The organism is Brevundimonas sp. DS20 (genome assembly GCF_001310255.1).
Classification (GTDB): Bacteria; Pseudomonadota; Alphaproteobacteria; order Caulobacterales; family Caulobacteraceae; genus Brevundimonas; species Brevundimonas aurantiaca.
Genome location: NZ_CP012897.1, coordinates 741,195 through 766,979, shown reverse-complemented (window position 1 = coordinate 766,979; position 25,785 = coordinate 741,195). Strand labels below are relative to the sequence as shown.

Sequence of the window (25,785 nt, the reverse complement as noted above, 5' to 3'; positions counted from 1 at the left end):
GGGAGGGGAGGAGGAGGAGGAGGGGAATCACCGGCGTGACCGAACCGGAACCGCCTCCTCCGCCGCCACCCCGCCGCAGGCCGCCAGCGGCAGGGCCAGAAGACCGACGCTCAGCAGAATCGTCCGCTTCAACCGTTTTCCGACCACGTCGTTCCTCCCGAGCCGCGCGGTCGGTCGCCGCGCCTTCACCCAATAACCGCCTAATTCTTTAACGCTTTATCGAAAACCGCGAGCAGTTTGGCCCAACCGTCCTTGGCCTCCGCCTCGGCGTAGCTGGCGCGGTAGTCGGCGTGGAAGCCGTGCGGGGCGTCGGGATAGACGTCGATCCGGCTCTGGGTCTGACCGGCGCGCGCCAGGGCTTGGCGCATCCGTTCGACGCTGGCCAGGGGAATGCCTTGGTCCTGACCGCCGTAGAGGCCGAGCACCGGCGCCTTCAGGTCGTCGGCCAGATCGACCGGCCAAGGCTGGCCGGACGAGACCTGGGCCGGGGTCGCGTCCACCGCCGGCGCCAGACGGCCGTACCAGGCCACGCCCGCGCCGATGGCGGCGAAGCGCGCCGCCGCCTGCCACACCACCTTGCCGCCCCAGCAGAAGCCGGTGATCCCGACCTTGCCGTCGCGCGCCCACAGCTGCTGGCTGGCCCATTCCAGGGTGGCCGACAGGTCGCCCATCACCTGTTCATAGTTCGCCGCGCCCACGATCTGCATGATCCGGCCCATGTCGGACAGGGGCGCCGGATCCTCGACCCGGACGAAGAAGGCCGGGGCGATGGCGGCGTAGCCCTGTTTGGCCAGGCGGCGGCAGACGTCCTTGATATAGTCGTGGACCCCGAAGATTTCGGACACGACGATCACGACGGGGAAGGGGCCGTCTCCGGTCGGACGCGCCACATAGGCCGGCAGTTGAAACCCGTCCGGCGCCGGATAGGCGACCTCCGCCGTCTCCAATCCGGCGGCGTCGGTGGTGATCGGCTTGGCCTCCCTGGCCAGGGCAGCGACCGCATAGCCGGAAAAGAACAGCCCCCCAAGCGCCCCCACCGCCCTGCGGCTGAGCTTCAGATCATCGGCGGTCTGGCCTTCGGGACGGATCAGGGTGGTCATGGGACGGCTCCAGAAACGGGGGAACCGCCAGACCATCACGGCGCGCGGGGGGCGTCCAGTCACGAACGCGAGGACGTCAACGATGGAAAGAAGGCCGCTCACCGCGTCGCGAGCGGTAGCGGCCTTCTTTCCCTAGGGTCAGTGCCGGAAGACCCGCACGCCCGTGAAGGCCATGGCGATCCCCTTCTCGTCGGCGGCGGCGATAACTTCGGCGTCACGCATCGAGCCGCCGGGCTGGATCACCGCCGTGGCCCCGGCCGCGACGGCTTCCAAGAGGCCGTCGGCGAAGGGGAAGAAGGCTTCCGAGGCGCAGGCCGACCCCTCGGCCAGCGAAGTGGTCAGACCCTTGGCCTCCCCGGCCTCCTTGGCGCGGATGGCGGCGATGCGGGCGCTGTCGCGGCGGTTCATCTGGCCCGCGCCGATGCCGGCGGTCTGGCCGTCCTTGGCGTAGACGATGGCGTTGGACTTGACGTGTTTGGCCACGGTGAAGGCGAACAGCATGTCCTGGATCTCGGTCGGCGTCGGCTGGCGCTTGGTCACGATCTTCAGGTCCGACGGCTTGATCAGCGACCGGTCGCGGCTCTGGACCAGGAAGCCGCCGGCGACCGAACGGAACACCTCGCCCGGCCCGTGCGGATCGGGCAGGCCGTCGGTGATCAGCAGGCGCAGGTTCTTCTTGGCGGCGAAGACGGCCTTGGCCTCGTCGTCGGCGCCGGGGGCGATGACGACCTCGGTGAAGATTCCAGTGATGGCGCGGGCGTCGTCGCCGTTCAGCGGCCGGTTGACGGCGATCACGCCGCCGAAGGCCGAGACGGCGTCGCATTCCAGGGCGCGGGCATAGGCTTCCGACAGATCCTTGCCCACGGCCACGCCGCAGGGGTTGGCGTGTTTGACGATGACGCAGGCCGGGGCCTCGAACTCGGCGACCAGCTCATAGGCGGCGTCGGCGTCGGCGATATTGTTGTAGCCCAGCTCCTTGCCCTGGACCTGGGTCGCATAGGCCACGCCCGGCCGGCGCTCGCCGGTGCGGTAGAAGGCGCCGGTCTGGTGCGGGTTCTCGCCATAGCGCAGGGTCTGGGCCAGAGAACCGGCGATCGACTTGCGGGCCGGGGCGGCGTCCTCGACCTGCTGGGCGAACCAGGCGGAGACGGCGGCGTCATAGGCGGCGGTGCGGGCGAAGGCGCGGGCGGCCAGCCGCTTTCTCAGGGCCAGATCGGTCGAGCCTTCCGCCTTCAGCGCCTCAAGGATCAGGCCGATGCTCTCGCCGTCGACGGCGACGGCGACATAGCCGTGGTTCTTGGAGCCCGAACGGATCATGGCCGGGCCGCCGATGTCGATGTTCTCGACCGCCGCCTCGAACGAACCGCCCGCCGCAACGGTTGATTCAAACGGATAGAGGTCGATCCAGACGATATCGATGGCGCCGATGCCGTGGTCGGTCATGGCCTGGGCGTGGTCGGCCGCGTCGCGCACGCCCAGGAGGCCCCCGTGGACCACGGGGTGCAGGGTCTTGACCCGGCCGTCCATCATCTCGGGGAAGCCGGTCAGATCGGCCACATCCTTGACCGGCAGGCCCAGTTTGGCGATCGCCGCCTTGGTGCCGCCGGTCGAGACCAGTTCGACGCCCAGGTCGTTCAAGGTGCGGGCGACGTCTTCCAGCCCGGCCTTGTCGGACAGGGAGATCAGGGCGCGTTGCGGCTTGACCCGGTCAGGGGCGGGGGGGAAGTCGGGAGCGGCGGGCATGGCGGCGTCCGTGAAGGCTTGGGGAGGATGGCGCGCCCTCTAGCGCCAAACGGCCGCCTCGTCACCCCACGGACGGTTTCTGACGAGGATCAGCTCGGATCGCCGCTCGCGCCCGCTGGGCTCAGCTTCCAGCGGATCTTGGTCTCGCTGTCGGTGCGGGCCGATCCCCGCACGACGATCTGCAGCGATCGGCGGGTCAGCCCGGCGTCGATATGGACGCTGGGCTCTATGGCCACGTCGGGGCCGTCGGTGCGGAACCACCAGCCCCGGCCCGAGGCGCCGCGCAGCAGGATCGAGCGCCGGTCGCGCGCCAGCGAGGCCTGAACCCCCGGCTCCAGATGGAAGCGGATGGCGTAGGGGGCCGCGATCTGGCGGATCACCTCCTTGCGGCCGGGCGTCGGGAAAAGCTTCTCCTCCGCTCGCAACTCGTCCAGCCTCTGGTCCAGATACAGGCGCCGCTGGTGGTTCAGGCCGAAGGCTTCGTTCCAGCCGTCATGCTCCATCTCCAGCCAGACCGCCCCCTCGGCTTCCCTCTGGTCGGTGGTCACATGGATCGGCGGCCCGACCAGGCGCGGTCCCAGAAGCTCTCCCTTCCAGCCGCCCAAGGGTTCGTTCAGCGACCGCTCGCCCAGGGTCAGGGTCGAATGGCCGGGGGTCAGGCGCAGGGCCTGACGATCGGTGGCTGCGGGGGTCCAGCCGGAGCCGGTGACCAGACGGTCCTTGCCGCAGGCGATCTCCAGCGCCAGGGGCTGGGCGCAGGCCGTCGCGCCCCAGGCGCCGCGCGCGGGCGAGGCGGCGTCAGCGATGATGGACAACAGGGGGCTGGCGATCCGCACCAAGCCGCCGATCCGGCCGACGGGGGGATGGGTCCGATCGGCTGCGCGCGCCGTGGCGGCGGCCTCGTCATGGGCTCGGGCGGCGGCCACACGGGCGGCCGACGAGGGGCCGCCGCCTTGAAAACCGGCCAGCCGCCCGTCGGGCAGGGTCAGAAGGCGCAAGCCCTGGGTCAGGCGGTCGATCGCCTCCGACACCGGCTGCGGCGTCGGTTCAGACAGCTGGGCCAGGGCGTCATCGAGGGTCAGGAGGTCCAAGAGCAGCTCCAGCCCCGCCTCCGGGCTGCGCGACGCATGCGAACCGTCGTCGTGAACCGTGACGCGCAGCGCCCCCGCCAGACCGCCCAGCGCGCGGCGTCTCAGCCCCTGACCCGGCGCTCCGGCCAGGACGCAGCCCCCGATGGCGGCGGCGGTCAGACGCTCGGCCCGCGTGGCCAGGCCGCCCGGCGGACGCAACAGCTGGCGCGTCTGACGCGCCAGACTGTCGGCCAGCCTCAGCCGTTCCGCCTCGGTCGCCACCGCCCCCATGCGGCGGGCGGCGCAGGCCAGGTTGATCACCCGGCGCGGCAGAATCTCCGGGCCCCAGGCGAAGGGCGACCAGCGGGCGAAGGCGTCCGCCCAGGCCAGGGTCAGGCGCAGGGCCTCGCGCGCGCCGCGCTCGCCCTGGGCCATCAGGGCCGGCAGCCAGTTGAAGGCGTGCAGTTCGACGGCGAAGGGCCGCGACGGACTGGGTCGGTTCCACGGATCGGACGGCGGCTCCACCTCCATGGAGGCGCCGGCCAGGATGAAGCGCCCGACCAGCAGGTTCTTGCCCGGGGCGGGATCGTGCGGCCGGAAATCCCGCGGCGTCGCGGCGAAGGCCGTGACCTTGCCCCCGGCCAGCACGGGGCTCAGGGTCAGACCATAGCCGGGAAGGCCGTAAAGCTCGATCCACAGTTGACGGGTGATCAGACGCCCGGCGATGGCGGGCCAAAGACCGGCGCTGGTCGCCGCCTGCCCCGCCCGGACGGGCGTGCGGACCGGCGCGCCCGGAAGGCCCGGAATCTGGCCCGAGGCGACGTCCGGCGTCTCGGCCTCGCGCCGCGGAGCGAAGGGACCCAAGGGGCTCACCCGGCGGTCCAAGGGTTCGGAGCGGACTTCAGGGCCGCGATATTGGCCGCATAATCGCCCTTGAAGACGAAGGAGCCCGCGACCAGGGCGTCAGCCCCAGCGGCGACGCAAGAACCCGCATTGGCCGAGGTCACGCCGCCGTCCACCTGAAGATGAGCCGCCGACCCGGCCCGATCCAGAATGGCGCGCGCCGTCTCGATCTTCTTCAGCGAACTGTCGATGAACTTCTGGCCGCCGAAGCCGGGATTGACCGACATGATCAGAACCAGATCCACCAGATCGACCACCTCTTCCAGGATCGACAGCGGGGTGGCGGGATTGAACACGACGCCCGCCTTGGCGCCCAGCTGGCGGATGCGGCCCAGGGTGCGGTGCAGGTGCGCTCCGCTCTCAGGGTGGACGGTCAGGACGTCTGCGCCCGCCTCGCGGAACGCTTCCAGCCACGGATCGACTGGCGCGACCATCAGATGGACGTCGAACGGCAGACGGGTGTGCGGTCGGATGGCCTTCACGATGTCCGGGCCCAGGGTGATGTTGGGCACGAAATGGCCGTCCATCACATCGATGTGGATCCAGTCGGCGCCGGCGGCTTCCAGAGCGCGGACTTCTTCACCCAGGCGCGCGAAATCGCTGGCGAGGATGGACGGGCAGATCAGGGGTGCGGCCATGGGCCCTCGGATAGGACGGCTTGCCCACGGGGGCAAGCCGCCGACCGTCAGGAAATCCGCTCCAGCCGTGCGGCGAAGAAGCCGTCCAGGCCGCCGCGTTCGGCCCATTGGGACGGCAGAATGCGCAGCCAGCCTTCCGGCGTCAGGGCCTCAGCCGGGGCGCCGACGGCGGCGGGGTCGGCGGGAACCGTGCGAAAACCGGGGTTGCGGCGCAGGAAGGCGATCACCTGGGTCTCCCCTTCCTCGCGCTCCAGCGAACAGGTGCAATAGACCAGACGGCCGCCCGGCTTGACCCGTTCGGCGGCGGCGTCGAGCAGCCGGTGCTGGACGTCGGCCAATTTGGCGACCTCGGCCGGCTTGGTGGCGCGCAGAACCTCCGGATTGCGGCGGAAGGTGCCGGTGGCGGTGCAGGGGGCGTCCAGCAGCACGGCGTCGAAGGTGCGGTCGTCCTCCCAGTCCTCGGCGGGGACGGCGACCACCTCGGCGGTCAGTCCGGTGCGTTCCAGGTTCTGGGTCAGGCGTTTCAGACGCGGGGCCGAACGGTCCAGGGCCACCACCGAAGCGCCGGCGGCCGCCAGCTGCAGGGTCTTGCCGCCGGGGGCGGCGCACATATCCAGGGCGGTCTCGCCGGGCTTGACGTCCAGCAGGCGGCCGGGGACGGCGGCGGCGGCGTCCTGAACCCACCAATCGCCGGTCTCGAAGCCGGGCCAGGCGGCGACATCGCCGCGACGGCCGGTGCGGACCGTACCCCCGTCCAGAACCTCGCCCTCCACCGCCTCGGCGACGGCGGCGGGATCGACGCCGGGCTTTAGGCTGAGATCGGTCGGCGGCTCCTCGCGCGCGGCCAAGGCCAGGCCGGTCAGGGCCGCCTCGCCATAGGTCGCCCGCCAGCGGGCGGCGATCCAGTCGGGCAGATTGCTCTCGGCCGTGGTCAGGCCGGCGCCGTCGCGGCCCACGCCGCGCAGCACGGCGTTGACCAGGTTCTTGTACGGCCGGGTCTTGGGGTCCCGCTCGGCCAGTTTCACGGCCGTGGAGACGGCGGCGAAGGCCGGGGTCTCCAGCACCAGGGTCTGAGCCAGGGCGATGCGCATCAGGGTGCGGACGGCCTCGGGCGGAGACTTCTGCAGGCGGCGATCCAGTATCTGGTCGATCTCGCCCAGGCGACGGAGCGCCGCCATGGCCACGGCGCGGGCGAAGGCGCGATCGACCGGCGCCAGGGCGCGGGCGGGCGGCTGGGCCAGGGCCTCGTCCAGTCCGTTGCGTCGCTCCAGCGCCGCGTTCAGCAACAGGCCGGCGACGAGGCGGGCCTCCACCCCGATATCGTCCTGGTGCGGGGTTTCAGACGAGGCTTCCGACGCAGAAGCTGGACGCGGCCTGCCCTTGGTCGCCATCCGGCGGCCCCGCGCCTCGGAGTTCTGGCCCGGCCGGGCGCCCGGCCTCAAACCGCCACCTGGGCGCCCAGCTCGACCACGCGGCCGGGCGGGATGTGGAAGAAGTCGGTCGGATTGGCGGCGTTGCGCATCAGGAAGATGAACAGCCGGTCCTGCCACAGGGGCATGCCCTGGCGCGCCGACGGGATAAGCGACCGGCGGCCCAGGAAGAAGCTGGTCGACATGATGTCGAACTTCAGTCCCTGTTTGCGGCACAGACCCAGGGCGCGCGGCACGTTCGGCGTCTCCATGAAGCCATAGGTGATGGTCAGCTTCTTGAAGTCGTCATTGATCGGCTCCATCCGCACCCGATCCGCCTCCTTGACGCGGGGCCGCTCGGAGGTGCGCACGGTCAGGATGACGTTCTTCTCGTGCAGGACCTTGTTGTGCTTGAGATTGTGCATCAGGGCGACCGGGGCGACGTCGGGATCGCTGGTCAGGAAGATGGCCGTGCCTGGCGCGCGGTGCGGCGGCCGGGCCTGAAGCATCTCGATCAGGTCGGTCAGAGGCAGGCTATCCTTGCGGGTCTTGGTCGTCAGTATCTGAGTGCCGCGCACCCAGGTCCACATGATCAGGACCAGCATCGCCCCCAGAACCAGGGGCATCCAGGCGCCGTCGGGAATCTTCAGCAGGTTGGAGGTCAGGAAGACGCTGTCGATGAAGGCGAAGGGGATCAGGGTTCCGGCGACCGCCCACATCGGCCATTTCCAGCCCTTGGTGATCACCGAATAGCTCATCAGGGTGTTGACCAGCATGGTCCCGGTGACGGCCACACCATAGGCGGCGGTCAGATTGTGCGAGCTCTGGAAGACCACCAGCAGCAGCAGGACCCCGATCATCAGGAAGGTGTTGACCGCCGGCACAAAGATCTGGCCCGCCTGGGTTTCGGAGGTGTTGCGAATGTCGATCCGGGGCAGCAGGCCCAGCTGCACCGCCTGCTGGGTGACCGAGAAGGCTCCGGTGATCACGGCCTGGGAGGCGATGACGGTGGCGGCGGTGGCCAGGATCAGCATCGGCCAATAGGCCATCTCCGGCACCATGTTCCAGAAGGGGTTCTCCGACGCGGCCGGATTGTCCAGGATCAGGGCGCCCTGGCCCAGATAGTTCAGGGTCAGGCAGGGCAGGACGAAGGCCAGCCATCCCATGCGGATCGGCGCCTTTCCGAAATGGCCCATGTCCGCATACAGGGCCTCGGCGCCGGTCACGGCCAGGAAGACGCTGCCCAGGATGACGAAACCCAGGAAGCCGTCATTGATCAGCAGCATGACGCCGTAGTGGGGCGACAGGGCCCGCAGAATGCTGACGTCGTCGAAGATGTGATAAAGACCCAGCCCGCCGAGGCTGAGGAACCAGACGGCGGTGATCGGGCCGAAATATTTGGCCAGGCTGGCGGTGCCGCCCGACTGAGCCATGAACAGGGCCACCAGAATCCCGGCCGAGATCGGCACGATGAAGGGATCCAGACGTCCAGCCAGGCCCGGCGCGTCCTGAAGGCCCTCGACGGCCGACAGCACGGAAATGGCCGGGGTGATGATGCCGTCGCCATAGAAGAGGGCCGCGCCGCAGACGCCCAGAATGAAGATCCAGGCGCTGCGCCGTCCGACCGCGTGCTGGGCCAGGGCCATCAGGGACAGGGTGCCGCCCTCGCCCTTGTTGTCGGCCCGCATCAGGAAGAAGACGTATTTGAACGTCACCACCACCATCAGGGCCCAGAAGGCCAGGGAGACCACGCCGACCACGGCCAGGTCGCCGCCCACGCCCGACCGGGCATGGTCGATCGCCTCGCGCAGGGCGTAGAGCGGGCTGGTGCCGATGTCGCCGAACACCACGCCGATCGCGCCGACCGTCAGGGCCCAGAAGCCGCCGTGTTTGGCGATCTGGCCTGCTGGAGCTTGGGACTCGGGTCCCGTGGCGTGGGTGGACTTGTTCGGCGGGTTCGACGCGGCGGGGAGAGCGCCCGCGTCGTGGGGAGTGTCCCCGGCCATGCGTATCCTCCGGGTCGTCGACGACAGGTCGAGCCCTTCAAAGCGGCGAGCCTTTAGGCTCATTCCGCGTCCGCTTCAATCGCGGCGCGCGGGATTCGGTTTCTCCAGACGGGCGGAGATTTGTGATTCGGCGCGCGAACGCCTATTTTCCCTTCAGGAACACGATCATGTCAGACAGCCAGCGCTTCCCCGTCGCCGCCCACGCCCTGGCCTATATGGCCCACAAGGGCGCGTTTTCGCCTGACCGCGCGGCGCCCAGCGGCGTTCTGGCCTCTTCCATACCGACCAATCCGGTTGTGGTGCGCCGGGTGACGGCCCTGCTGGCCAAGGCCGGTCTGATCGCCACCCGCCCCGGCGCGACCGGCGGCTCCTGGCTGCTGCGTCAGCCGCAGGACATCCGGCTGGACGAGGTGTTGAAGGCCGTCAACGGTTGCGCCCACATCGGCTCGCCGCCGTCCGGCGCCAAGGGCTGCCCGATCAGCGAACATATCCCGCGCCAGGTGGCCAAGGCCCTGACCGCCGCCGACGAGGCCGCGACCGAGGCCCTGTCCAAGATCACCATCGCCGATCTGCTGGCGGAAAATCCTGTGTCCCTGGCGGCCTTTACGCCGCACAAATCCTGCCCTGTCGCGGCTTGACGCCCCGATGAGCCGAACGGTCCTGATCACCGGCGCCTCGGCTGGCATCGGCGCCGCCCTGGCCCGGACCTATGCGGCCAAGGGCTGGAACCTGATCCTGACCGCGCGACGCGAGGGGCCGCTGCAGACCCTGGCCGATGAACTGACCGCCGCCCACGGGGTGACCGCGACCGTGATCCCCGAGGATCTGTCCGATCCGACGGCCCCGCAACGATTGATCGCCGCCGTCGCGGCACGGGGCCTGACGGTTGACGGCCTCGTCAACAATGCGGGCTTCAGCCGGGTCACAGGCTTCCTCGACACCGACCTCGCCGCCCACCGGGCCATGATCCAGGTCATGCTGACCGCGCCGGTGGAGCTGTCGCGCCTGGTCCTGCCCGGCATGGTCGGGCGGGGCTTCGGCCGGGTGCTGAACGTCGCCTCGCTGGCGGGCCAGATGCCGGCGACGGGCGGCGACACCCTGTATGGTCCGATCAAGAGCTTCCTGATCAAGGCCTCCCAGGGCCTGCATCTGGAGACCCTGGGGACGGGGGTCCATGTGACGGTGCTGAACCCCGGCTACACCCTGACCGAGTTCCACGACGTCAATGGGTCTCGCGATCAGGTGTCGCGCGCCTATCCGGCCTGGATGTGGATGGACGCCGGCCGCGTGGCGCAGATCGGCTACGACGCCTGCGAGGCGAACCGGGCCAGCGTGACGCCCGGCGTCATGAACAATGTCATGGCGGGCCTGGCGCGCGTCCTGCCCGACGGTCTGGCCCTGAAGATGGTGGCGAACCACGCCAGGCGGCTGGAGCGGCTGTAGGACCGCTCCAGGCCGAGGTCAGATATGGATCGCGTGGCCCAGGGCCCGCAGGGACGCCTCGTGGAAGGCTTCGCCCAGGGTCGGGTGGACGTGGATGGTCCCGGCCACGTCTTCCAGCACCGCCCCCATCTCCAGCATCTGGGCGAAGCTGTTGGACAGTTCCGACACATGCTGGCCCACGGCCTGGATCCCCAGCAGCCGGTGGTCGGCCTTGGAGGCGATCACGCGCACGAAGCCGCCGTCCTCGCCGGCCTCGATGGCCAGGGCCCGGCCGATGGCGGCGAAGGGGAAGACGGCGGTGATCACATCGTCGCGGCCCTCGACATCGCTGGGACCCAGACCCGCCGAAACAATCTCCGGCTCGGTGAAACAGACGGCGGCGATCGTCGTGGGATCGAACACCCGGTCGTGGCCGGCGACGATCTCGGCGACCACCTCGCCCTGGGCCGATCCCTTGTGCGCCAGCATGGGTTCGCCGGTAAGGTCGCCGACGGCCCAGACATTCTTCATGCTGGTGGCGCAGCGGTTGTCGATCTTCACGAACGGACCGGCCATGGCCACGCCCATGTTCTCCAGACCCCAGCCCTGGGTGCGCGGACGACGGCCGACCGTGACCAGCACCTTGTCGGCCTCCAGCTGCAGCGGCTCGCCGTCCTTGGTCGTGATCGACAGTTTTCCGTCGCCGAAGCCGCCGGCCCGCGCGCCCAGATGAAGCTCGACCCCGTGCTTCTCCAGCCATTTGGCGACCGGATCGGTCAGGGCCTTGTCATAGAGGGGCAGGATCCGGTCGGCCATTTCGACGATGGCGACTTCGGCGCCCAGCTTCCGATAGGCGATGCCCAGCTCCAGCCCGATATAGCCGCCGCCGACGACGACCAGCTTCTTCGGGACATCCGACAGGCTCAGCGCCTCGGTCGAGGAGATGACGTCGCCGCCGAACGGCAGGAAGGGCAGTTCGACAGGCTCCGATCCCGTCGCCAGAATGACGTGTTCGGCGGTGATGCGGATGTCGCCGTCTTCCGTCTTCACCATGCAGGTCTTGGCGTCCTCGAAGGCCGCCCAGCCCTTGATCACCTTGACCTTGGCCTTCTTCAGCAGGGCCGCGACCCCGGCGTTCAGCTTACGGACGATGCCGTCCTTCCACGCGACCGTCTGTTTCAGGTCGATCGCCGGCTTGGCCGCCGTGATGCCCAGGGTCCCGCCCCCGGCCGCCTTGGCCACGGTCTCGAACTTGCCCGCCGCATGGATGATGGCCTTGGACGGAATACAGCCGACGTTCAGGCAGGTCCCGCCCAGCCCATCGCCGCCGTCCACCAGCACGGTGTCGAGGCCCAGTTGGCCGCAACGGATGCCGGCGACATAGCCTCCCGTGCCCGCGCCGATGATCAGGACTTTGGTCTTCAGGGTCTGGGTCATTTGGGTCCCGGTAGAGGCTGGCCAGCTATTGCCGCACGCCAGTCGCTCATAAAGCTTTCGATATATTCGGCGTCAGCCTTCACGATGTAGAGCCAAGTCTTGTCCGTTTCGGCTTCAGGGCTCGCGAAAACCAATACCCTCGAGCCATTCCGCGGCTCACCTTCGTCATCCATGAGAAAAAGCCAATTCGTGCAGGCTCCCGCTCTGTATGACAGACGTAAAGATCGCGGCGATACTGGTCCCCAGACAGCCAAGGTCGGCCTTACTGTGAAGTCGACGTTGTTCCCGTATTGATCTAGCCAAGCCGTGTTTTCGATCCTCGCTTCGTAGACGCCGGTCACGGCGCGAAGGTCGCGAGCTCGGACTTCGACCTGGTCCCCAAGCGCCAGCGAGCAGGCCAAAACTGGGCCGCCCATCATCACAGTTGCCAAGGCTAAGGCGCCGGTGAGCCGGAGCATCACTTCACCCCATCCACAAGGTCGCGGGCTGCTCCAGCAGGCCCTTGATCCGCTGCACGAACACCGCCGCATCATGCCCATCCACGATCCGGTGATCGAACGACGACGACAGGTTCATCATCTTGCGCACCACCATCTGGCCGTCGCGGACCACGACCCGTTCGGCGATCTTGTTAGGGCCGACGATGGCGACCTCGGGGTGGTTGATGATCGGGGTGTGGACCACCCCGCCCAGGGTTCCCAGGGAGGTGATGGTGATGGTCGAGCCCGACAGCTCCTCACGCTTGGCCGAACCGTCCTTGGCCGCGCCCGAGACGCGGGCGATCTCCAGCGCCGTATCCCAGGCGTCGCGCGCCTCGGCGTGGCGGACCACAGGCACCATCAGGCCGTTCGGCGTCTGGGCGGCTATGCCCAGATGGACCGGGGCGTGCTGGATCAGGACGCCCGCCTCGTCGTCATAATGGGCGTTGATCTGGGGCTGGTCGCGCAGGGCGACCACGATGGCGCGGGCGATGAAGGGCAGGACGTTCAGCTTGGGCTGGTCCTTTTGCTTCGTCGCGTTCAGGTGCGCGCGCAAGTCTTCCAGCGCCGTCATGTCGATTTCCTCGACATAGGTGATGTGGGGAATGCGGCGCACGCTCTCGGCCATCTTCTCCGCGATCTTGCGGCGCAGGCCGATGATCCTGACCTCGGTGGTTCCCTCGGCCTTGGCGAAGGTCGTGCCGCCTGAGACGGGCGCCGTCGTCGGAACTGATCCGCCGCGGGCGATGAAGCCGTCCAGATCCTCGTGGGTGATCCGTCCGGCCGGGCCGGAGCCGGGCACGAAGGTCAGATCGACGCCCAGGTCGCGCGCGCGGTTGCGCACGGCGGGCGAGGCCAGGGGGCGTTCGCCGGGGGCCCGGCCGGTCAGGGCGGGGGCCGGTTTGCCCCCCTCCCCCGCTGCGCGGGCGCTCCCCCCAGGGGGGGGAGATTTTGGTGGGGCTGCCGGCGTCGATCCTCCCCCCTTGGGGGAAGCAGCGCCGGAGGCGACGGAGGGGGCCTGAACGGGGCTCTTGGCGACATTGCCGGCCCCGGCCACATCGAAGGCCACCAGCGGCCCGCCGACCGGCACGGCCTTGCCCGCCTCGCCGTACAGGGCGACGACCGTTCCGGCGACCGGCGAGGTGATCTCGACCGTGGCCTTGTCGGTCATGACGTCGGCCAGGATCTGGTCTTCCTCGACCGCATCCCCGACCTGGACATGCCAGCCGACCAGCTCGGCCTCGGCCGTGCCTTCGCCGACGTCGGGCAGTTTGAAGACATAGTTGCCGGTGGAGGCCTGGGGGGCGTCAAGAGCCCCTCCACCACGCTTCGCGCGGTCCCCCTCCCCACTGGCGTGGGGAGGAGACGATGCCGCTACTGTCTCCTCCCCGCGCGAAGCGGGGGGAGGTGGCTCGGAGCGCAGCGGAGAGACGGAGGGGCTCTCTTCCGCATTCCCCGCTCCCTCGACCTCGAACTCGACCAAGGGCCCGCGCACCGGCACCATGGCGCCGGGTTCGCCGTGCAGGGCAACGACCTTGCCGCTGACCGGGGCGGTGATCTCGACGGTGGCCTTGTCGGTCATGACATCGGCGACGATCTGGTCCTCAGCGACCGTGTCCCCGACCTTGACGTGCCAGCCGACCAGTTCGGCCTCGGCGGTGCCTTCGCCCACGTCGGGCAGTTTGAAGACGAAACGACCCATCTTAACGACCTCCCGACATGACGCTCTTCACGGCGTCTGAAACCCGTTGCGGTCCGGGGAAATATTCCCATTCGAAAGCATGGGGATAGGGCGTGTCCCAGCCGGTGACGCGGGCGATGGGTGCCTCCAGGTGATAGAAGCAGCGCTCCTGAACCAGGGCCGACAGTTCGCCGCCGAAGCCCGAGGTCTTGGGCGCCTCGTGCACGATGACGCATCGGCCGGTCTTTTTCACGCTGGCCTCGATGGCCTCGATGTCCAGCGGCACGAGCGAGCGCAGGTCGATCACCTCGGCGTCCACGCCGGCGTGTTCGGCTCCCGCCAGCGCCACCCAGACCATTGTGCCATAGGCCAGGATGGTGACGTCGTTTCCTTCGCGCATCACGCGCGCCTTGCCGATCGGCTCGACATATTTGCCCGTCGGAACCTGCGCCAATTCTTGCGCCTTCCACGGCGAGACCGGCTTCTCGTGCCAGCCGTCGAACGGGCCGTTGTACAGACGTTTCGGCTCGAAGAAGACGACCGGGTCGTCATCCTCGACGGCGGCGATCAACAGGCCCTTGGCGTCATAGGGGTTGGACGGAATGACGACCTTCAGCCCCGCGATATGGGTGAACAGGCTTTCCGGCGACTGGCTGTGGGTCTGACCGCCGAAGATGCCGCCGCCGTAGGGGCTGCGAATCGTAATCGGGCTGGTGAACTGACCGCCCGAGCGATAGCGCATCTTGGCCGCTTCGGAGACGATCTGGTCATAGGCCGGATAGATGTAGTCGGCGAACTGGATCTCGACGACCGGGCGCAGGCCATAGGCGCCCATGCCGATGGCGGCGGCGACGATGCCGCATTCGCTGATCGGGGCGTCGAAGCTGCGGGTCAGGCCGTGCTTCTGCTGCAGCTTGTCGGTGACGCGGAAGACCCCGCCGAAATAGCCGGCGTCCTCGCCGAACGACAGGACGTTCGGATCCTCGGCCATCTTGACGTCCAGGGCCGAGTTCAGGGCCTGGATCATGTTCATCGGAACGACGCCGGCGCCGGTCGCTTCCGAAGCGGGAGCGGCGTTCTGATCGACCATGTCCGGTTCGACTCCGTCAGTACGATCCGCTTCGATAAAGGTGGTTTGCTCGCTCATGATCAGACCCCCACCTCGCGACGCTGTTCGACCAGGCGCCAGTCCTCGGTCGCATAGACCTCCTCGAACATGGTCTTCACGCTGGGACGCGACTGGCCCAGGGTGCCGATGGCCTCGGACTCCTTGCCGGCGGCGCGAACCTGTTCGACCGCCTCCTTGAGCGCCGCCATGTGGCGCTCGTCATCCCATTCGCCGATCAGCGTCAGATGCTGGCGCAGCCGCTCGATCGGATCGCCCAGCGGCCATTTCTCGTGCTCGTCGCCGGGGCGATAGCGGCTGGGGTCGTCCGAGGTCGAATGCGGGGCGCCGCGATAGGTGAACAGTTCGATCACCGTCGCGCCCTGGTTCGAGCGGGCGCGCTCCTCGGCCCACTGGGTCGCGGCCCACACCGCAAGAAAGTCGTTGCCGTCCACCCGCAGGGCCGGCAGGCCGTAGCCGATGGCCTTGGAGGCGAAGGTGGTCTCCAGCCCGCCGGCGATGCCCTGGAAGGAGCTGATGGCCCACTGGTTGTTGACGATGTTCAGGATGACCGGGGCGCGATAGACGCTGGCGAAGGTCAGGGCGTTGTGGAAGTCGCCCTCGGCCGTGGCGCCGTCGCCGATCCAGCTGATGGCGATCTTGTCGTCGCCCTTGTAGGCGCTGGCCATGGCCCAGCCGACCGCCTGGGGGACCTGGGTGCCCAGATTGCCGCTGATGGTGAAGAAGCCGTAGTCCTTGGCCGAATACATGATCGGCAGCTGGCGGCCTTTGATCGGGTCTTCGGCGTTGGAATAGATCTGGTTCATCATCGCCGTCAGCGGATAGCCGCGCGCGATCAGCAGACCCTGCTGGCGATAGGTGGGGAAGCCCATGTCCTCGCGGCTCAGGATCATGCCTTGGGCGACTGCGATGGCCTCCTCGCCGGTGCACTTCATATAGAAGCTGGTCTTGCCCTGACGGTGGGCGCGGTGCATCCGGTCGTCGAAGGCGCGGGTCAGGATCATGGCCTTCAGGCCGCGACGAAGTGTCTCGGGGTCCAGGCGCGGATTCCACGGCCCGACGGCGTTTCCATCCTCGTCCAGCACCCGGATCAGTCGAAAGGCGTGATCGCGCATCTCATAGGGCGCCGTCGAAACCTCCGGCCGATCCACGGCTCCGGCGGGGTCCATCGTCAGATGGCTAAAATCCGGCGCGTCGCCCGGCCGACCCGAGGGTTCAGGCACGCGCAAAGAAAGGGGGCGACTGTTCTTTTGGCTCATTTTGTCGTTCATGCGGGCGTCCGGTTCCGTTCGGAGGATGCGTCCGTGTTTCCTCTGGACGTGTGATAACACGGCCCCTAAGCAGGCGCTCGCTCAAATTGACCTTGCAAAATCCCTATTTAGGGTATTTTATTTCGCCATAACCACAATCGGAGAAACGCATTGGCGGACGAACTCGATCCCATCGACGCCCGGATCCTGGATATCCTGCAACAAGACGCCGGACTGTCGGTCGCCGAAGTGGCGGATCGGGTCGGCTTGTCGGCCTCGCCCTGCTGGCGGCGCATCAAACGGCTGGAAGATTCCGGCCTGATCACCAAGCGCGTCACCCTGCTGAACGCCAAGCTGCTGGGCCTGGATTTCGAGGTCTACGCCATCGTCAAACTGATGCTGCCCTCGGCCGAGAACCTCGACATCTTCGAGGCGGCGGTCGCCAAATGGCCGGAAGTGGTCCAGTGCGCCACCATCACGGGCCGCGAGGACTATGTGCTGCGAATCATCACCTCCGACATGCACGCCTTCGACAAGTTCCTGCGCGAAAAGCTGCTGGCCCTGGGCATCGTCTCAGACTGCGAGAGCCATATCGTCACCCGCGGCGTGAAGAATGTGACCGCCCTGCCTCTTGGCATAGTGACCCCTCACGTCGGATAAGACCGTTCGGCGGCGTCTTCCGCCGAGGGGATGCCGAACATGATCGAACTGGTGATCGACGCGCGCCGTAAGGACCTGGGCGGGTTCGAGGTCGGCCGCGTCCTGCCCTTCCATTCGCGCCGGATGGTCGGGCCCTTCATCTTCCTGGATCAGATGGGCCCGGCCGAGTTTGCGCCGGGCGCCGCCGCCATTGATGTGCGGCCGCACCCCCACATCGGCCTGTCGACCCTCACCTATCTGTTCGAGGGCGAGATCCTGCACCACGACAATCTCGGCTATAACCAGCCCATCCGCCCCGGCGAGGTGAACTGGATGACGGCCGGCAAGGGCATCGTCCATTCCGAGCGCACCGATCCACTGAAGAAGAGCCGCGGCGGGCCGATGCACGGCATGCAGGCCTGGGTCGCCCTGCCCGACGAGGCCGAGGAAATCGACCCCTCCTTTCATCATCTGGGCGAGGACGCCCAGCCTTCCTATGAGAACGGCGGCCTGTTCGCGCGTCTGGTGGCCGGAGAAGCCTATGGCGCCAAGGCGAGCGCGCCGGTGTCCTCGCCCCTCTTCTATGTGCACTGGGAGCTTCAGCCCGGCGTCCGCACCGCTCCGCCTCCGGGCAAGGGCGGCGGCGGCATGAGCGAGCGCGCTCTGTTCGTGGCCATGGGGGCGATCGAAGTGGGCGACCGCACCTTCCATGAAGGCCAGATGATCGTGCTGGAGCCGACGGCCGAGCCGACGGTCAAGGCCCTAGTGCAATCGACCGTCATGGTCCTTGGCGGCGAGCCGGTGGGCGAACGGCTGATCTGGTGGAACTTCGTCGCCTCCAGCCAGGCCCGCATCGACCAGGCCAAGGCCGACTGGAAGGCCGGTCGGATGAAACTCCCGAGCGAGGACGATCTGGAGTTCATCCCCCTTCCGGAGGAGCCGGTCCAAGCCCAGGCCGCCCCGGCCCCGGTCGAACCCAAGCCGACAGATCCGGTCTGAGGGCGCACCCGCATTCTCTCTCCCCGTTCCGGGGGGGGGGAGAAACGGATGACTTGTTCTCCCCCATTTGCCCCCGCCCCTGCAACCGGCTAACGCCTCGCGCATGAACTTCGCATTCGACGCCCAGGTCACCGCCGCCCTGTTCGACAACACCGGCGCCGTCTTCGCCCTCGGCGACGGCTCGGTCCGGTTCGCCGACGGCGCGACGGTCCAGGCGCATGACGGCGCCGTCCTGTGCGCCGCGGTTCATCCGTCCGGCGAAGGGGTGGTGACCGGCGGCGACGACGGTCGGCTGGTCTGGAGCCGCCCCGGCGTCGAGCCTGCGGTCTTGGCCGAGGCGAAGAACCAGTGGATCGACGCCGTGGACGCCTCGCCAGCGTCGGGCCTGATCGCCTTTTCCTGGGGGCGCACCCTGTCGGTGATCGATCCGTCCGAACCGGGTTTCCGGCGCGACTTCCAGCATGAACGCACCGTCTCCGGCGTGGCCTTCGAACCCAAGGGACGGCGCATCGCCGCCTCGACCTACGGCGGCGCGGCCCTCTGGTACGCCCGGATCGAGAAGCAGCAGCCGACCAGGCTGAGCTGGGCCGGGTCGCACACCGGCGTGGCCTTCTCGCCCGACGGCGCCTTCGTCGTCACCACCATGCAGGATAATCAGCTTCACGGCTGGCGGCTGAAGGACGCCAAGAATCTGCGGATGGGCGGCTATCCATCCAAGGTCCGCTCCCTGGCCTTCCTGGCGAACGGCCAGCTGCTGGCCACCTCGGGCGCCCAGGGCGCCGTGCTTTGGCCCTTCATCGGCTCCAACGGCCCGATGGGCCGCGAGGCGACCGAGATCGGCTATGACGAGGCCAGCCTGATCAATCTGGTCTCGGCCCGCGTGAACCACGGCCTGCTGGCCGCCGGCCTGACCGACGGCCGGGTCTGGGTCGCCCATCCGGCCGCCCAGGGCCTGAACTTCGTCAAGGCCAACAAGGGCCCGGTCATCGTCGCCCTCTGCCTCAGCCCGGCGGCTGATGCGGTCGCCTGGGCCGACGAGGACGGGGCCGCCGGGGTGGCGATCCTCTGATGGCGAGGTGGCCTCGTCCATCCTGGCTCCGGGCGGTCGTCATCGCCGCCGCCATCCTGACCACCGTGCCGGTCGGCGGCGTCCTCTGGGTCGCCCTCTTCCCGCCCCTGCCCACCATCCTGATGCTGCGCCAAGCCGTGCGCGGCGAGGGGCTGGACTATCAGTGGCGCGGGCTGAAGCAGATTTCGCCCCATCTGGTCGACGCCGCCATCGCCGCCGAGGACGCCCGCTTCTGCAGCCACCACGGCTTCGACATGGAGGCCATCCAGAAGGCCCTGGACCACAACGCCGAGGGCGGGCGCATCCGGGGCGGCTCCACCATCAGCCAGCAGACGGCCAAGAACGTCTTCCTGTGGCCCGGCCGCGACTGGGTCCGCAAAGGCTTTGAGGCGGGCTACACCGTCCTGATCGAGACCGTCTGGTCCAAGCGGCGGATCATGGAGGTCTATCTGAACGTCGTCGAATGGGCGCCGGGCGTCTACGGCGCCCAGGCGGCGGCCCAGCACTGGTTCGGCAAGGACGCCGCCGACCTGAGCCGGCGCGAGGCGGCGCGCCTCGCCGCCATCCTGCCGGCGCCGCGCCGCTATCAGGCCGCAGCCCCCGGCCCCTACGTCCGTCGCCGCGCCGCCCGCATCCAGGCCGCCATGGGAACGGTGCGCAATGACGGCCTGGACAGCTGCGTCCGGCTCAAGCAGGCCGAAGGCCGGTAGCCCGGAGACGGCTCAAGTAGGCCGAAGGCCGGTAGCCCAGAATGATCCCCGCTGAACCGCCCCGCTTGACGCGGCGCCGCCCCTGACCTCTCCTGCGCCCGCTGTTCAGGAGATCCATCATGAAGCGTCAGATGACGACCGCCGCTGCGGTCTGCGCCCTCGCCTTCGCCGCCGGCTGCGCCGCCGCCCCGACCCCGGACAAGGCTCTGCCGCTTCAGGCCGAAGCCGGCGCCCAGACCTTCACTCCCGCCCCGGTCACCGCCACCGGCCTGAGGGCCGACTACCCCACGACCGCCGAAGGCGCGACCCAGTTCGTCGCCGACGCCGAGGCCAAGATGCTGACCTTCGGCGAATACGCCGCCCGGGTGCAGTGGGCCCGGGCCACCAACATCACCTTCGACACCATGTGGCTGGAATCCAAGGTCAACGCCGAGGCGACCGAGCTCCAGGTCCAGTTCGCCAACCAGGCGGCCAAGTTCAACGACGTCGCAGTCGATCCGGTGGTCCGCCGCAAGCTGAACCTGCTGCGGCTCGGCATCGTCCTGCCCGCCCCGAACCGCCCCGGCGCCGCCGAGGAGCTGTCGCAGATCACCACCCGTCTGGATTCGACCTATTCGACCGGCAAGTTCGACTTCAAGGGACGGCAGATCACCCTGGACGAGGCCTCGCTGATCCTGGCCGACAGCCGCGACCCGAACGAAACCAAGGCCCTTTACGAAGGCTGGCGCACCATCTCGCCGGTGATGAAGAACGACTACGCCCGCATGGTCGAGATCGCCAACGAGGGGGCGCGCGAACTGGGCTTTTCCGACACCGGCGCCCTGTGGCGCTCGGGCTACGACATGCCCGCCGACGACTTCGCCGAGGAGACCGATCGGCTCTGGGCCCAGGTCAAGCCCTTCTACGAGAACCTTCACTGCTATGTCCGCGCCCGGCTGAACGCCAAATACGGCGACGCCGTTCAACCCGACCACGGCCCGATCCGCGCTGATCTGCTGGGCAATATGTGGTCGCAGCAATGGGGCAATATCTATGATGTCGTGGCCCCGACCAGCGGCGGCGCCTCCAGCTACGACCTGACCGAATTGCTCAAATCCGCCGACTACGACCCGGTGAAAATGGTCAGGACGGGCGAAGGCTTCTACGTTTCGCTGGGCCTCGATCCTCTGCCCCAGACCTTCTGGGAACGCAGCCAGATCGTGCGCCCCCGCGACCGTGAGGTCGTCTGCCACGCCTCGGCCTGGGATCTCGACAACGCCGACGACATCCGCATCAAGATGTGCACCAACGTCAACGGCGACGACTTCTACACCGTCCACCACGAGCTGGGTCACAACTACTACCAGCGCGCCTACAAGAACCAGCCGATGCTGTTCCGCAACGGCGCGAATGACGGCTTCCACGAGGCCATCGGCGACTTCGTCGGCCTGTCGGCCCTGACCCCCACCTATCTGAACCAGATCGGCCTTTTGAAGACGACGCCGGGGGCGGAAGAGGACATTCCCTTCCTGCTGAAGATGGCGCTGGACAAGATCGCCTTCCTACCCTTCGGCCTGATGGTGGACCGCTGGCGCTGGGGCGTCTTCTCCGGCGAGACCACGCCGGACCAGTACAACGCCGCCTGGACGGCGGACATGCTGAAGTATCAGGGCCTGGTTCCGCCCGGCCCGCGTCCGGCCAACGCCTTTGACCCCGGCGCCAAATACCATGTGCCGGGCAACACCCCCTACACCCGCTATTTCCTGGCCCACATCTACCAGTTCCAGTTCCAGCGCGCGGCCTGCAAGCAGGCGGGGTGGACCGGCCCGCTGCACCGCTGCTCGGTTTACGGGAACAAGGACGTCGGCGCCCGTTTCAACGCCATGCTGGAAATGGGCCAGTCCAAGCCCTGGCCCGAGGCGCTCGAGGCTTTCACCGGCGAGACGCGGAACGACGCCTCGGCGGTCGCCGACTATTTCGCCCCTTTGAATCAATGGCTGACGGTCCAAAACCGCGGCCATGACTGCGGCTGGTCGCAGGCCTGAAGACGGTCCTTAGGCCGGGTCTGTTAACCGCGATCCGTCAGCCTTCCTTTAACCGCATGAGGCCATTGTGGCCTCATGCGGGCGGCGCGCGCCTGTAAGGAAGCGACGACATTGGCGCCACAACCGATCCATAAGGTCCTCAGCGGCCTTCGGGCCCTGGCCTTCCGGCTGGGCGGCGACCGGCGCGGCAATGTGGCGATCATCTTCGCTCTCAGCCTGCCCGTCATCGTCATGCTGGCCCTGGGCGGCGTCGACATTCACCGCATAACCACGGCCAAGGCCCAGTTTCAGGACGCCCTGGACGCCGCCGCCCTGGCCGCCGCGCGGTCTCCCTATACGACGCCGGAAGAGCTGAAGAGCATCACCCTGGTCAATCTTCGCGCCAATCTGAAGGGGATTGAGCTCGAGCCGGTTCAGGACGGCGACGTTCAGGTCGCCATGAACGACAAGAGCGTCGTCATCGCCACCGCTCAGGGGCGGGTAAAGACCCTGGTCGCCAACATCGTGCTTCCGCCCTACGGCCAACTGCTGGACGACACCCTGCCCGTCTCGGTGCGATCCGAGGTCAACCGCTCCTCGCGCGATGTGGAGGTGGCCCTGGTCCTGGACATCACCGGCTCGATGAACGACTGCGCCGCCAGTTGCTCAAGCGGCCGCAAGATCGACAATCTGAAGTCGGCGGCCAAGGAGCTGATCGACATCGTCGTCCAAGACAACCAGTCGCCCTTCTATTCCAAGGTGGCCCTGGCTCCATATTCCATGGGCGTCAATGTAGGCGACACCTATGCTGATAGGGCGCGCGGAGCGCTCGCCTCCAGCACCCAATCCATCACCGCGGCGACCTGGCTGACGGGCTCGGTCAAGACGATCACCAGCATCACCCGCGCCTACACCCCGGTGGTCACCGCTTCGAAGCACGGGTTCAAAAACGGCGACATCGTGACGATCTGGAGCGCGGAGACGATGGGGGGCCTGAACGGCATAGCTCTTACAGTTGGCAACGCCACGACAAACACCTTCAGCCTCGTCGATAGGGACACCCGCTACTATTCCGCCTTCTCAGGCCGGGCCTATGTCGCCAAATGCGCCCGGGCGGACTGCAACATCGTCATTACAATGGCCCGCCACGGCCTCTCGCCCGATGGGGACGCCGCTGTCCTGAGCGGCATGGGCGGCCTCAGCCAGTTGAATGACATCGGTTTCCGCGTCGCCGGCGTCAGCGCGACCACGGCGACCTTGGCGCTCGACGCCTCTCAAGCCCAATTGGCGAACGCCCCCATGGGCGGAGCCGCCTATACGTCGGGCGGCCAGCTGGTCTGCGGCGTGGACGGCTGTTCGAACCGAGATTTCGTCAATGCGGCAGGAACCTGGACGCGCTTTCCCGGAACGACCTGCGTGTCGGAAAGAGCCGGGGCGCAGGCCTATACGGATGCGGCCCCGTCCACCTCGTCCTGGGTTGGACGAAGCTACGCCGGAACCGGCAACGCCTGCCCGGCCTCCCGAATCGTCCCCCTGACCAACGTCAAGAAGACCCTGACCGACGCCATCAACGGAATGTCGGCGGTCGGATCGACGGCGGGCCATATCGGTTTGGCTTGGGGCTGGTATCTGGTTTCGCCGACCTTCGGCCTGTGGTCAGGCGCAGGCGCGCCCGCCGCCTATGACTCGACCAAGACCTTGAAGGCCGTCGTGCTGATGACCGACGGGGAGTTCAACACCCCCTATTTCCGGGGCGTGATCGCCGGAGACGCAGGGGTCGGCAGCGGCGGGGCGGACACCCATATCAACCAGCCCGCCACCAACGGCTCTTCCTTCGACCAAGCCTATCGGCTCTGTCAAAACATGAAGGCCGCCGGCGTCATCGTCTATACGGTCGGCTTCGATATCGGCGCAGCCCAGAATATGACCGGTCCGATCGATTCCGCCGGCGAGCTGATGGCGCGGTGCGCCACCAACCCCGACCGGGCTTTCCAGGCGTCCAGCTCCACCGACCTTTCCGACGCCTTCCGAGACATCGGACGGGACATCACCCGGCTGCGCATCTCCCGCTAGGGACGACTCGCCTCAGAGCAGGCGGATTTCGCGCAGACGTTCGGTCAGATAGTCCTCTGCCAGAATGGTCTTGCCGGCATAGCGATCGGGATTGTCCGGCGTGATCGTGCTCGGCAGCGTCTCAATCGGGAAGTCCGGGTTGAAATGCAGGAAGAAGGGCGTCGAATAGCGGGCGAAGCCCCGACGTTCGGGCGCGGGATTGACCACCCGGTGCGTCGTCGACGGCAGGACGTGGTTGGTTAACCGTTGCAGCATGTCGCCGATATTGACCACCAGGGCGCCCGCCGGCGGCGCGATGTCCAGCCAGCTGCCGTCCTTCTCCTTCAGCTGCAGCCCAGCCTCTTCGGCGCCCAGCAGCAGGGTGATGACGTTGATGTCCTCGTGCGCGCCGGCCCGCACGCCCGGCGCATCGGCGGGCACCGGCGGATAGTGCAACATGCGAAGGACGCTGTTGCCCATCTCGACCTTGTCGTCAAAATAGTCGTCGCTCAGCTTGAGGTACCGCGCGATGGCCCGGAGAATGCGCCGCCCCAGCGCGTCGAGATCCTCATACATGCCGTAAAGATGGTCGCGGAAACCGGGCACCTCCTCGGGCCAAAGGTTGTCGCGCATGAAGCGGCGATAAGAATGGTCCTGCGGCAGTTCGCGACCAACGTGCCAGAATTCCTTCAGATCCACGGCGGTCGCCCCCTTGGCCGCCTCGACCCCGAAAGGGGTCAGGCCCCGCGCCCCGCCGGTTCCCGGCTGGTGGTACTGGCGTTTGGTGGCTTCCGGCAGGGCGAAGAAGGTCTTGGCGGCGTCGATCGCGGCGGCGATACGCGCCTCGTCCAGACCATGGTCGGCCACAACCCCAAAGCCGAACCGGGTGAAGGAGGCGCCCAGCTCATCGCTGAACGCCTGAAAATCCTCGTCATACAAGGTCATGGAGACAGGGGTGATGGTTGAGGCGGCGGTTGGGGCCGAGATCGCGCTCACGGGCGTCGTCCTTGTTCAGACAATGTGCGGCGGTTCCTTACCCCCATTCCGCGCCCCTGTCAGGTTCAAGCCGTCGGTCCCGCAAGAACCGCTCGCCCGTTCACCTAAGGTACAGCTTGGAACCTAGACAGTAGGGGGGCGTTTCTCGCGCCAGACTGCCAATCGGAAGGACCAATCCATGCGCGCCAAGATTTTCGTCGCCGGTGTCTCCATCGCCGCCCTACTGGGCGCGGCGGCCTGCACCACCACCGACCCCTATCGCTCGACCCCCGTCCGCAACAACACCGGAACCGGCGCCATCGCGGGCGCCCTGGGCGGAGCCCTGCTCGGCTATCTGACCAATACATCCAACGGGGAACAGGGTCGTAAGAACGCCCTGATCGGCGCGGGCGTCGGCGCGCTGGGCGGTGCTGCGGTCGGTCAGTATATGGACCGCCAGCAACGCGCCATGGAGGCTCAGCTCTCCGGCACCGGCGTCGGCGTGGCGCGCCAGGGCGACAATCTGGTGCTCCGCATGCCGTCCGACGTCACCTTCGCCACCAACCAGTATTCGATCGACCCGCGCTTCCTGCCCGTGCTCGATGACGTCGCCCGGGTGCTGCAGGAATATGATCGCTCCACCATCGACGTGATCGGTCATACGGATTCCTCGGGTGGCGATGCGATCAACCAGCCCCTGTCGGAGCGCCGCGCCAGCAGCGTGGCGGCGGAACTCGTGCGTCGCGGCATCCTGGCCGAGCGCCTCTATGTCGCCGGCGCCAGTTCCCGGAACCCCGTGGCGTCCAATGCAACTCCCGAAGGCAAGGCCCAGAACCGCCGCGTCGAGATTCTGATCCGGCCTTTCACCGGCTGAGACTTTCAGAAAAATCCGCAATCCGGAAGGCGGCGTCTCGCGACGCCGCCTTTGTCCGCCTGACACCGTTCCGTGACTTGCATCCCCGCGCGCGTCGTGATCCTCCCAGAAGGACGTCGGGGGAGGAACCATGACGCCGGATGACCGGGACCTGGCCAAGAGTCTGACACTCGCAGCAGTCGCTGTGATCTGCGCCGTCC

Annotated in this window: 21 protein-coding genes; 9 read left to right on the top strand and 12 right to left on the bottom strand. The window is 67.8% G+C overall.

Features of this window, described 5'->3' with window-relative positions:
* Positions 1–200: 200 nt before the first annotated feature.
* From JL11_RS03645 to JL11_RS03620, 6 genes are all read right to left on the bottom strand, one after another.
* Complete coding sequence (locus tag JL11_RS03645; protein WP_054766797.1) at positions 201–1,100, bottom strand: dienelactone hydrolase family protein; 900 nt, start codon at positions 1,098–1,100, stop codon at positions 201–203.
* A gap of 138 nt (positions 1,101–1,238) precedes the next feature.
* Positions 1,239–2,843 carry a bifunctional phosphoribosylaminoimidazolecarboxamide formyltransferase/IMP cyclohydrolase gene (gene purH / locus JL11_RS03640; protein WP_054764456.1) on the bottom strand — a complete coding sequence of 535 codons (1,605 nt, stop codon included), beginning with the start codon at positions 2,841–2,843 and terminating at the stop codon, positions 1,239–1,241.
* An 89-nt stretch (positions 2,844–2,932) separates the two neighbouring features.
* The gene (locus tag JL11_RS03635; protein WP_054764455.1) at positions 2,933–4,786 is read right to left on the bottom strand and encodes a heparinase II/III family protein; all 1,854 of its coding nucleotides are present in this window, start codon (positions 4,784–4,786) and stop codon (positions 2,933–2,935) included.
* Positions 4,783–5,454 (bottom strand): ribulose-phosphate 3-epimerase, encoded by a 672-nt coding sequence (gene rpe, locus JL11_RS03630; protein ID WP_054764454.1) that lies wholly within the window; start codon positions 5,452–5,454, stop codon positions 4,783–4,785. Before rpe ends, JL11_RS03635 begins: the two co-directional genes overlap by 4 nt.
* A 47-nt stretch (positions 5,455–5,501) precedes the next feature.
* Positions 5,502–6,845 (bottom strand): RsmB/NOP family class I SAM-dependent RNA methyltransferase, encoded by a 1,344-nt coding sequence (locus JL11_RS03625; protein ID WP_156314227.1) that lies wholly within the window; start codon positions 6,843–6,845, stop codon positions 5,502–5,504.
* A 47-nt stretch (positions 6,846–6,892) separates the two neighbouring features.
* Entirely contained in the window at positions 6,893–8,869 is a 1,977-nt protein-coding gene (locus JL11_RS03620) for a potassium transporter Kup (RefSeq protein WP_054764453.1), read from the bottom strand.
* A 167-nt stretch (positions 8,870–9,036) separates the two neighbouring features.
* On the opposite strand from JL11_RS03620, the gene JL11_RS03615 reads away from it, so the two are divergent.
* Together JL11_RS03615 and JL11_RS03610 are read left to right on the top strand one after the other, a co-directional pair.
* On the top strand, positions 9,037–9,507 hold the full coding sequence (locus JL11_RS03615) for an Rrf2 family transcriptional regulator (RefSeq protein ID WP_054766795.1): 471 nt from the start codon (positions 9,037–9,039) through the stop codon (positions 9,505–9,507).
* A 7-nt stretch (positions 9,508–9,514) separates the two neighbouring features.
* Positions 9,515–10,312 (top strand): SDR family NAD(P)-dependent oxidoreductase, encoded by a 798-nt coding sequence (locus JL11_RS03610; protein WP_054764452.1) that lies wholly within the window; start codon positions 9,515–9,517, stop codon positions 10,310–10,312.
* 18 nt (positions 10,313–10,330) lie between these two features.
* Here the strand turns inward: JL11_RS03610 and lpdA are convergent, their stop codons facing one another.
* From lpdA to JL11_RS03590, 5 genes are read right to left on the bottom strand one after another with little or no spacing between them, the layout of a single operon-like run.
* The gene (lpdA, locus tag JL11_RS03605; protein ID WP_054764451.1) at positions 10,331–11,728 is read right to left on the bottom strand and encodes a dihydrolipoyl dehydrogenase; all 1,398 of its coding nucleotides are present in this window, start codon (positions 11,726–11,728) and stop codon (positions 10,331–10,333) included.
* Positions 11,725–12,186, bottom strand: coding sequence for a hypothetical protein (locus JL11_RS17345; protein WP_156314141.1), 462 nt, complete (start codon positions 12,184–12,186; stop codon positions 11,725–11,727). The genes lpdA and JL11_RS17345 overlap by 4 nt, the downstream gene beginning before the upstream one ends.
* A 4-nt stretch (positions 12,187–12,190) precedes the next feature.
* Positions 12,191–13,909 (bottom strand): 2-oxo acid dehydrogenase subunit E2, encoded by a 1,719-nt coding sequence (locus JL11_RS03600; RefSeq protein WP_082382578.1) that lies wholly within the window; start codon positions 13,907–13,909, stop codon positions 12,191–12,193.
* Position 13,910: 1 nt separating this feature from the next.
* Complete coding sequence (locus JL11_RS03595) at positions 13,911–15,035, bottom strand: alpha-ketoacid dehydrogenase subunit beta (protein ID WP_194166996.1); 1,125 nt, start codon at positions 15,033–15,035, stop codon at positions 13,911–13,913.
* 2 nt (positions 15,036–15,037) lie between these two features.
* The gene (locus JL11_RS03590; protein WP_054764450.1) at positions 15,038–16,285 is read right to left on the bottom strand and encodes a 3-methyl-2-oxobutanoate dehydrogenase (2-methylpropanoyl-transferring) subunit alpha; all 1,248 of its coding nucleotides are present in this window, start codon (positions 16,283–16,285) and stop codon (positions 15,038–15,040) included.
* A 150-nt stretch (positions 16,286–16,435) separates the two neighbouring features.
* Between JL11_RS03590 and JL11_RS03585 the strand changes: the two genes are divergently transcribed.
* From JL11_RS03585 to JL11_RS03560, 6 genes are all read left to right on the top strand, one after another.
* Positions 16,436–16,924 carry an Lrp/AsnC family transcriptional regulator gene (locus tag JL11_RS03585; RefSeq protein ID WP_054764449.1) on the top strand — a complete coding sequence of 163 codons (489 nt, stop codon included), beginning with the start codon at positions 16,436–16,438 and terminating at the stop codon, positions 16,922–16,924.
* Positions 16,925–16,963: 39 nt separating this feature from the next.
* Complete coding sequence (locus JL11_RS03580; protein ID WP_054766792.1) at positions 16,964–17,902, top strand: pirin family protein; 939 nt, start codon at positions 16,964–16,966, stop codon at positions 17,900–17,902.
* A gap of 103 nt (positions 17,903–18,005) precedes the next feature.
* Entirely contained in the window at positions 18,006–18,971 is a 966-nt protein-coding gene (locus JL11_RS03575) for a WD40 repeat domain-containing protein (protein WP_054764448.1), read from the top strand.
* Positions 18,971–19,681 (top strand): monofunctional biosynthetic peptidoglycan transglycosylase, encoded by a 711-nt coding sequence (gene mtgA, locus JL11_RS03570; RefSeq protein WP_054764447.1) that lies wholly within the window; start codon positions 18,971–18,973, stop codon positions 19,679–19,681. Before JL11_RS03575 ends, mtgA begins: the two co-directional genes overlap by 1 nt.
* A gap of 119 nt (positions 19,682–19,800) precedes the next feature.
* Positions 19,801–21,705, top strand: a complete 1,905-nt coding sequence (locus tag JL11_RS03565; RefSeq protein WP_054764446.1) for a M2 family metallopeptidase — start codon at positions 19,801–19,803, stop codon at positions 21,703–21,705.
* 111 nt (positions 21,706–21,816) lie between these two features.
* Positions 21,817–23,757: a pilus assembly protein TadG-related protein gene (locus JL11_RS03560; protein WP_054764445.1), complete on the top strand. Its 1,941-nt coding sequence runs from the start codon at positions 21,817–21,819 to the stop codon at positions 23,755–23,757.
* A gap of 12 nt (positions 23,758–23,769) precedes the next feature.
* Here JL11_RS03560 and JL11_RS03555 read toward each other — a convergent pair whose 3' ends face one another.
* Positions 23,770–24,681, bottom strand: coding sequence for an isopenicillin N synthase family dioxygenase (locus tag JL11_RS03555; protein ID WP_054766791.1), 912 nt, complete (start codon positions 24,679–24,681; stop codon positions 23,770–23,772).
* 229 nt (positions 24,682–24,910) lie between these two features.
* On the opposite strand from JL11_RS03555, the gene JL11_RS03550 reads away from it, so the two are divergent.
* On the top strand, positions 24,911–25,585 hold the full coding sequence (locus JL11_RS03550) for an OmpA family protein (RefSeq protein ID WP_054764444.1): 675 nt from the start codon (positions 24,911–24,913) through the stop codon (positions 25,583–25,585).
* Positions 25,586–25,785 lie beyond the last annotated feature (200 nt).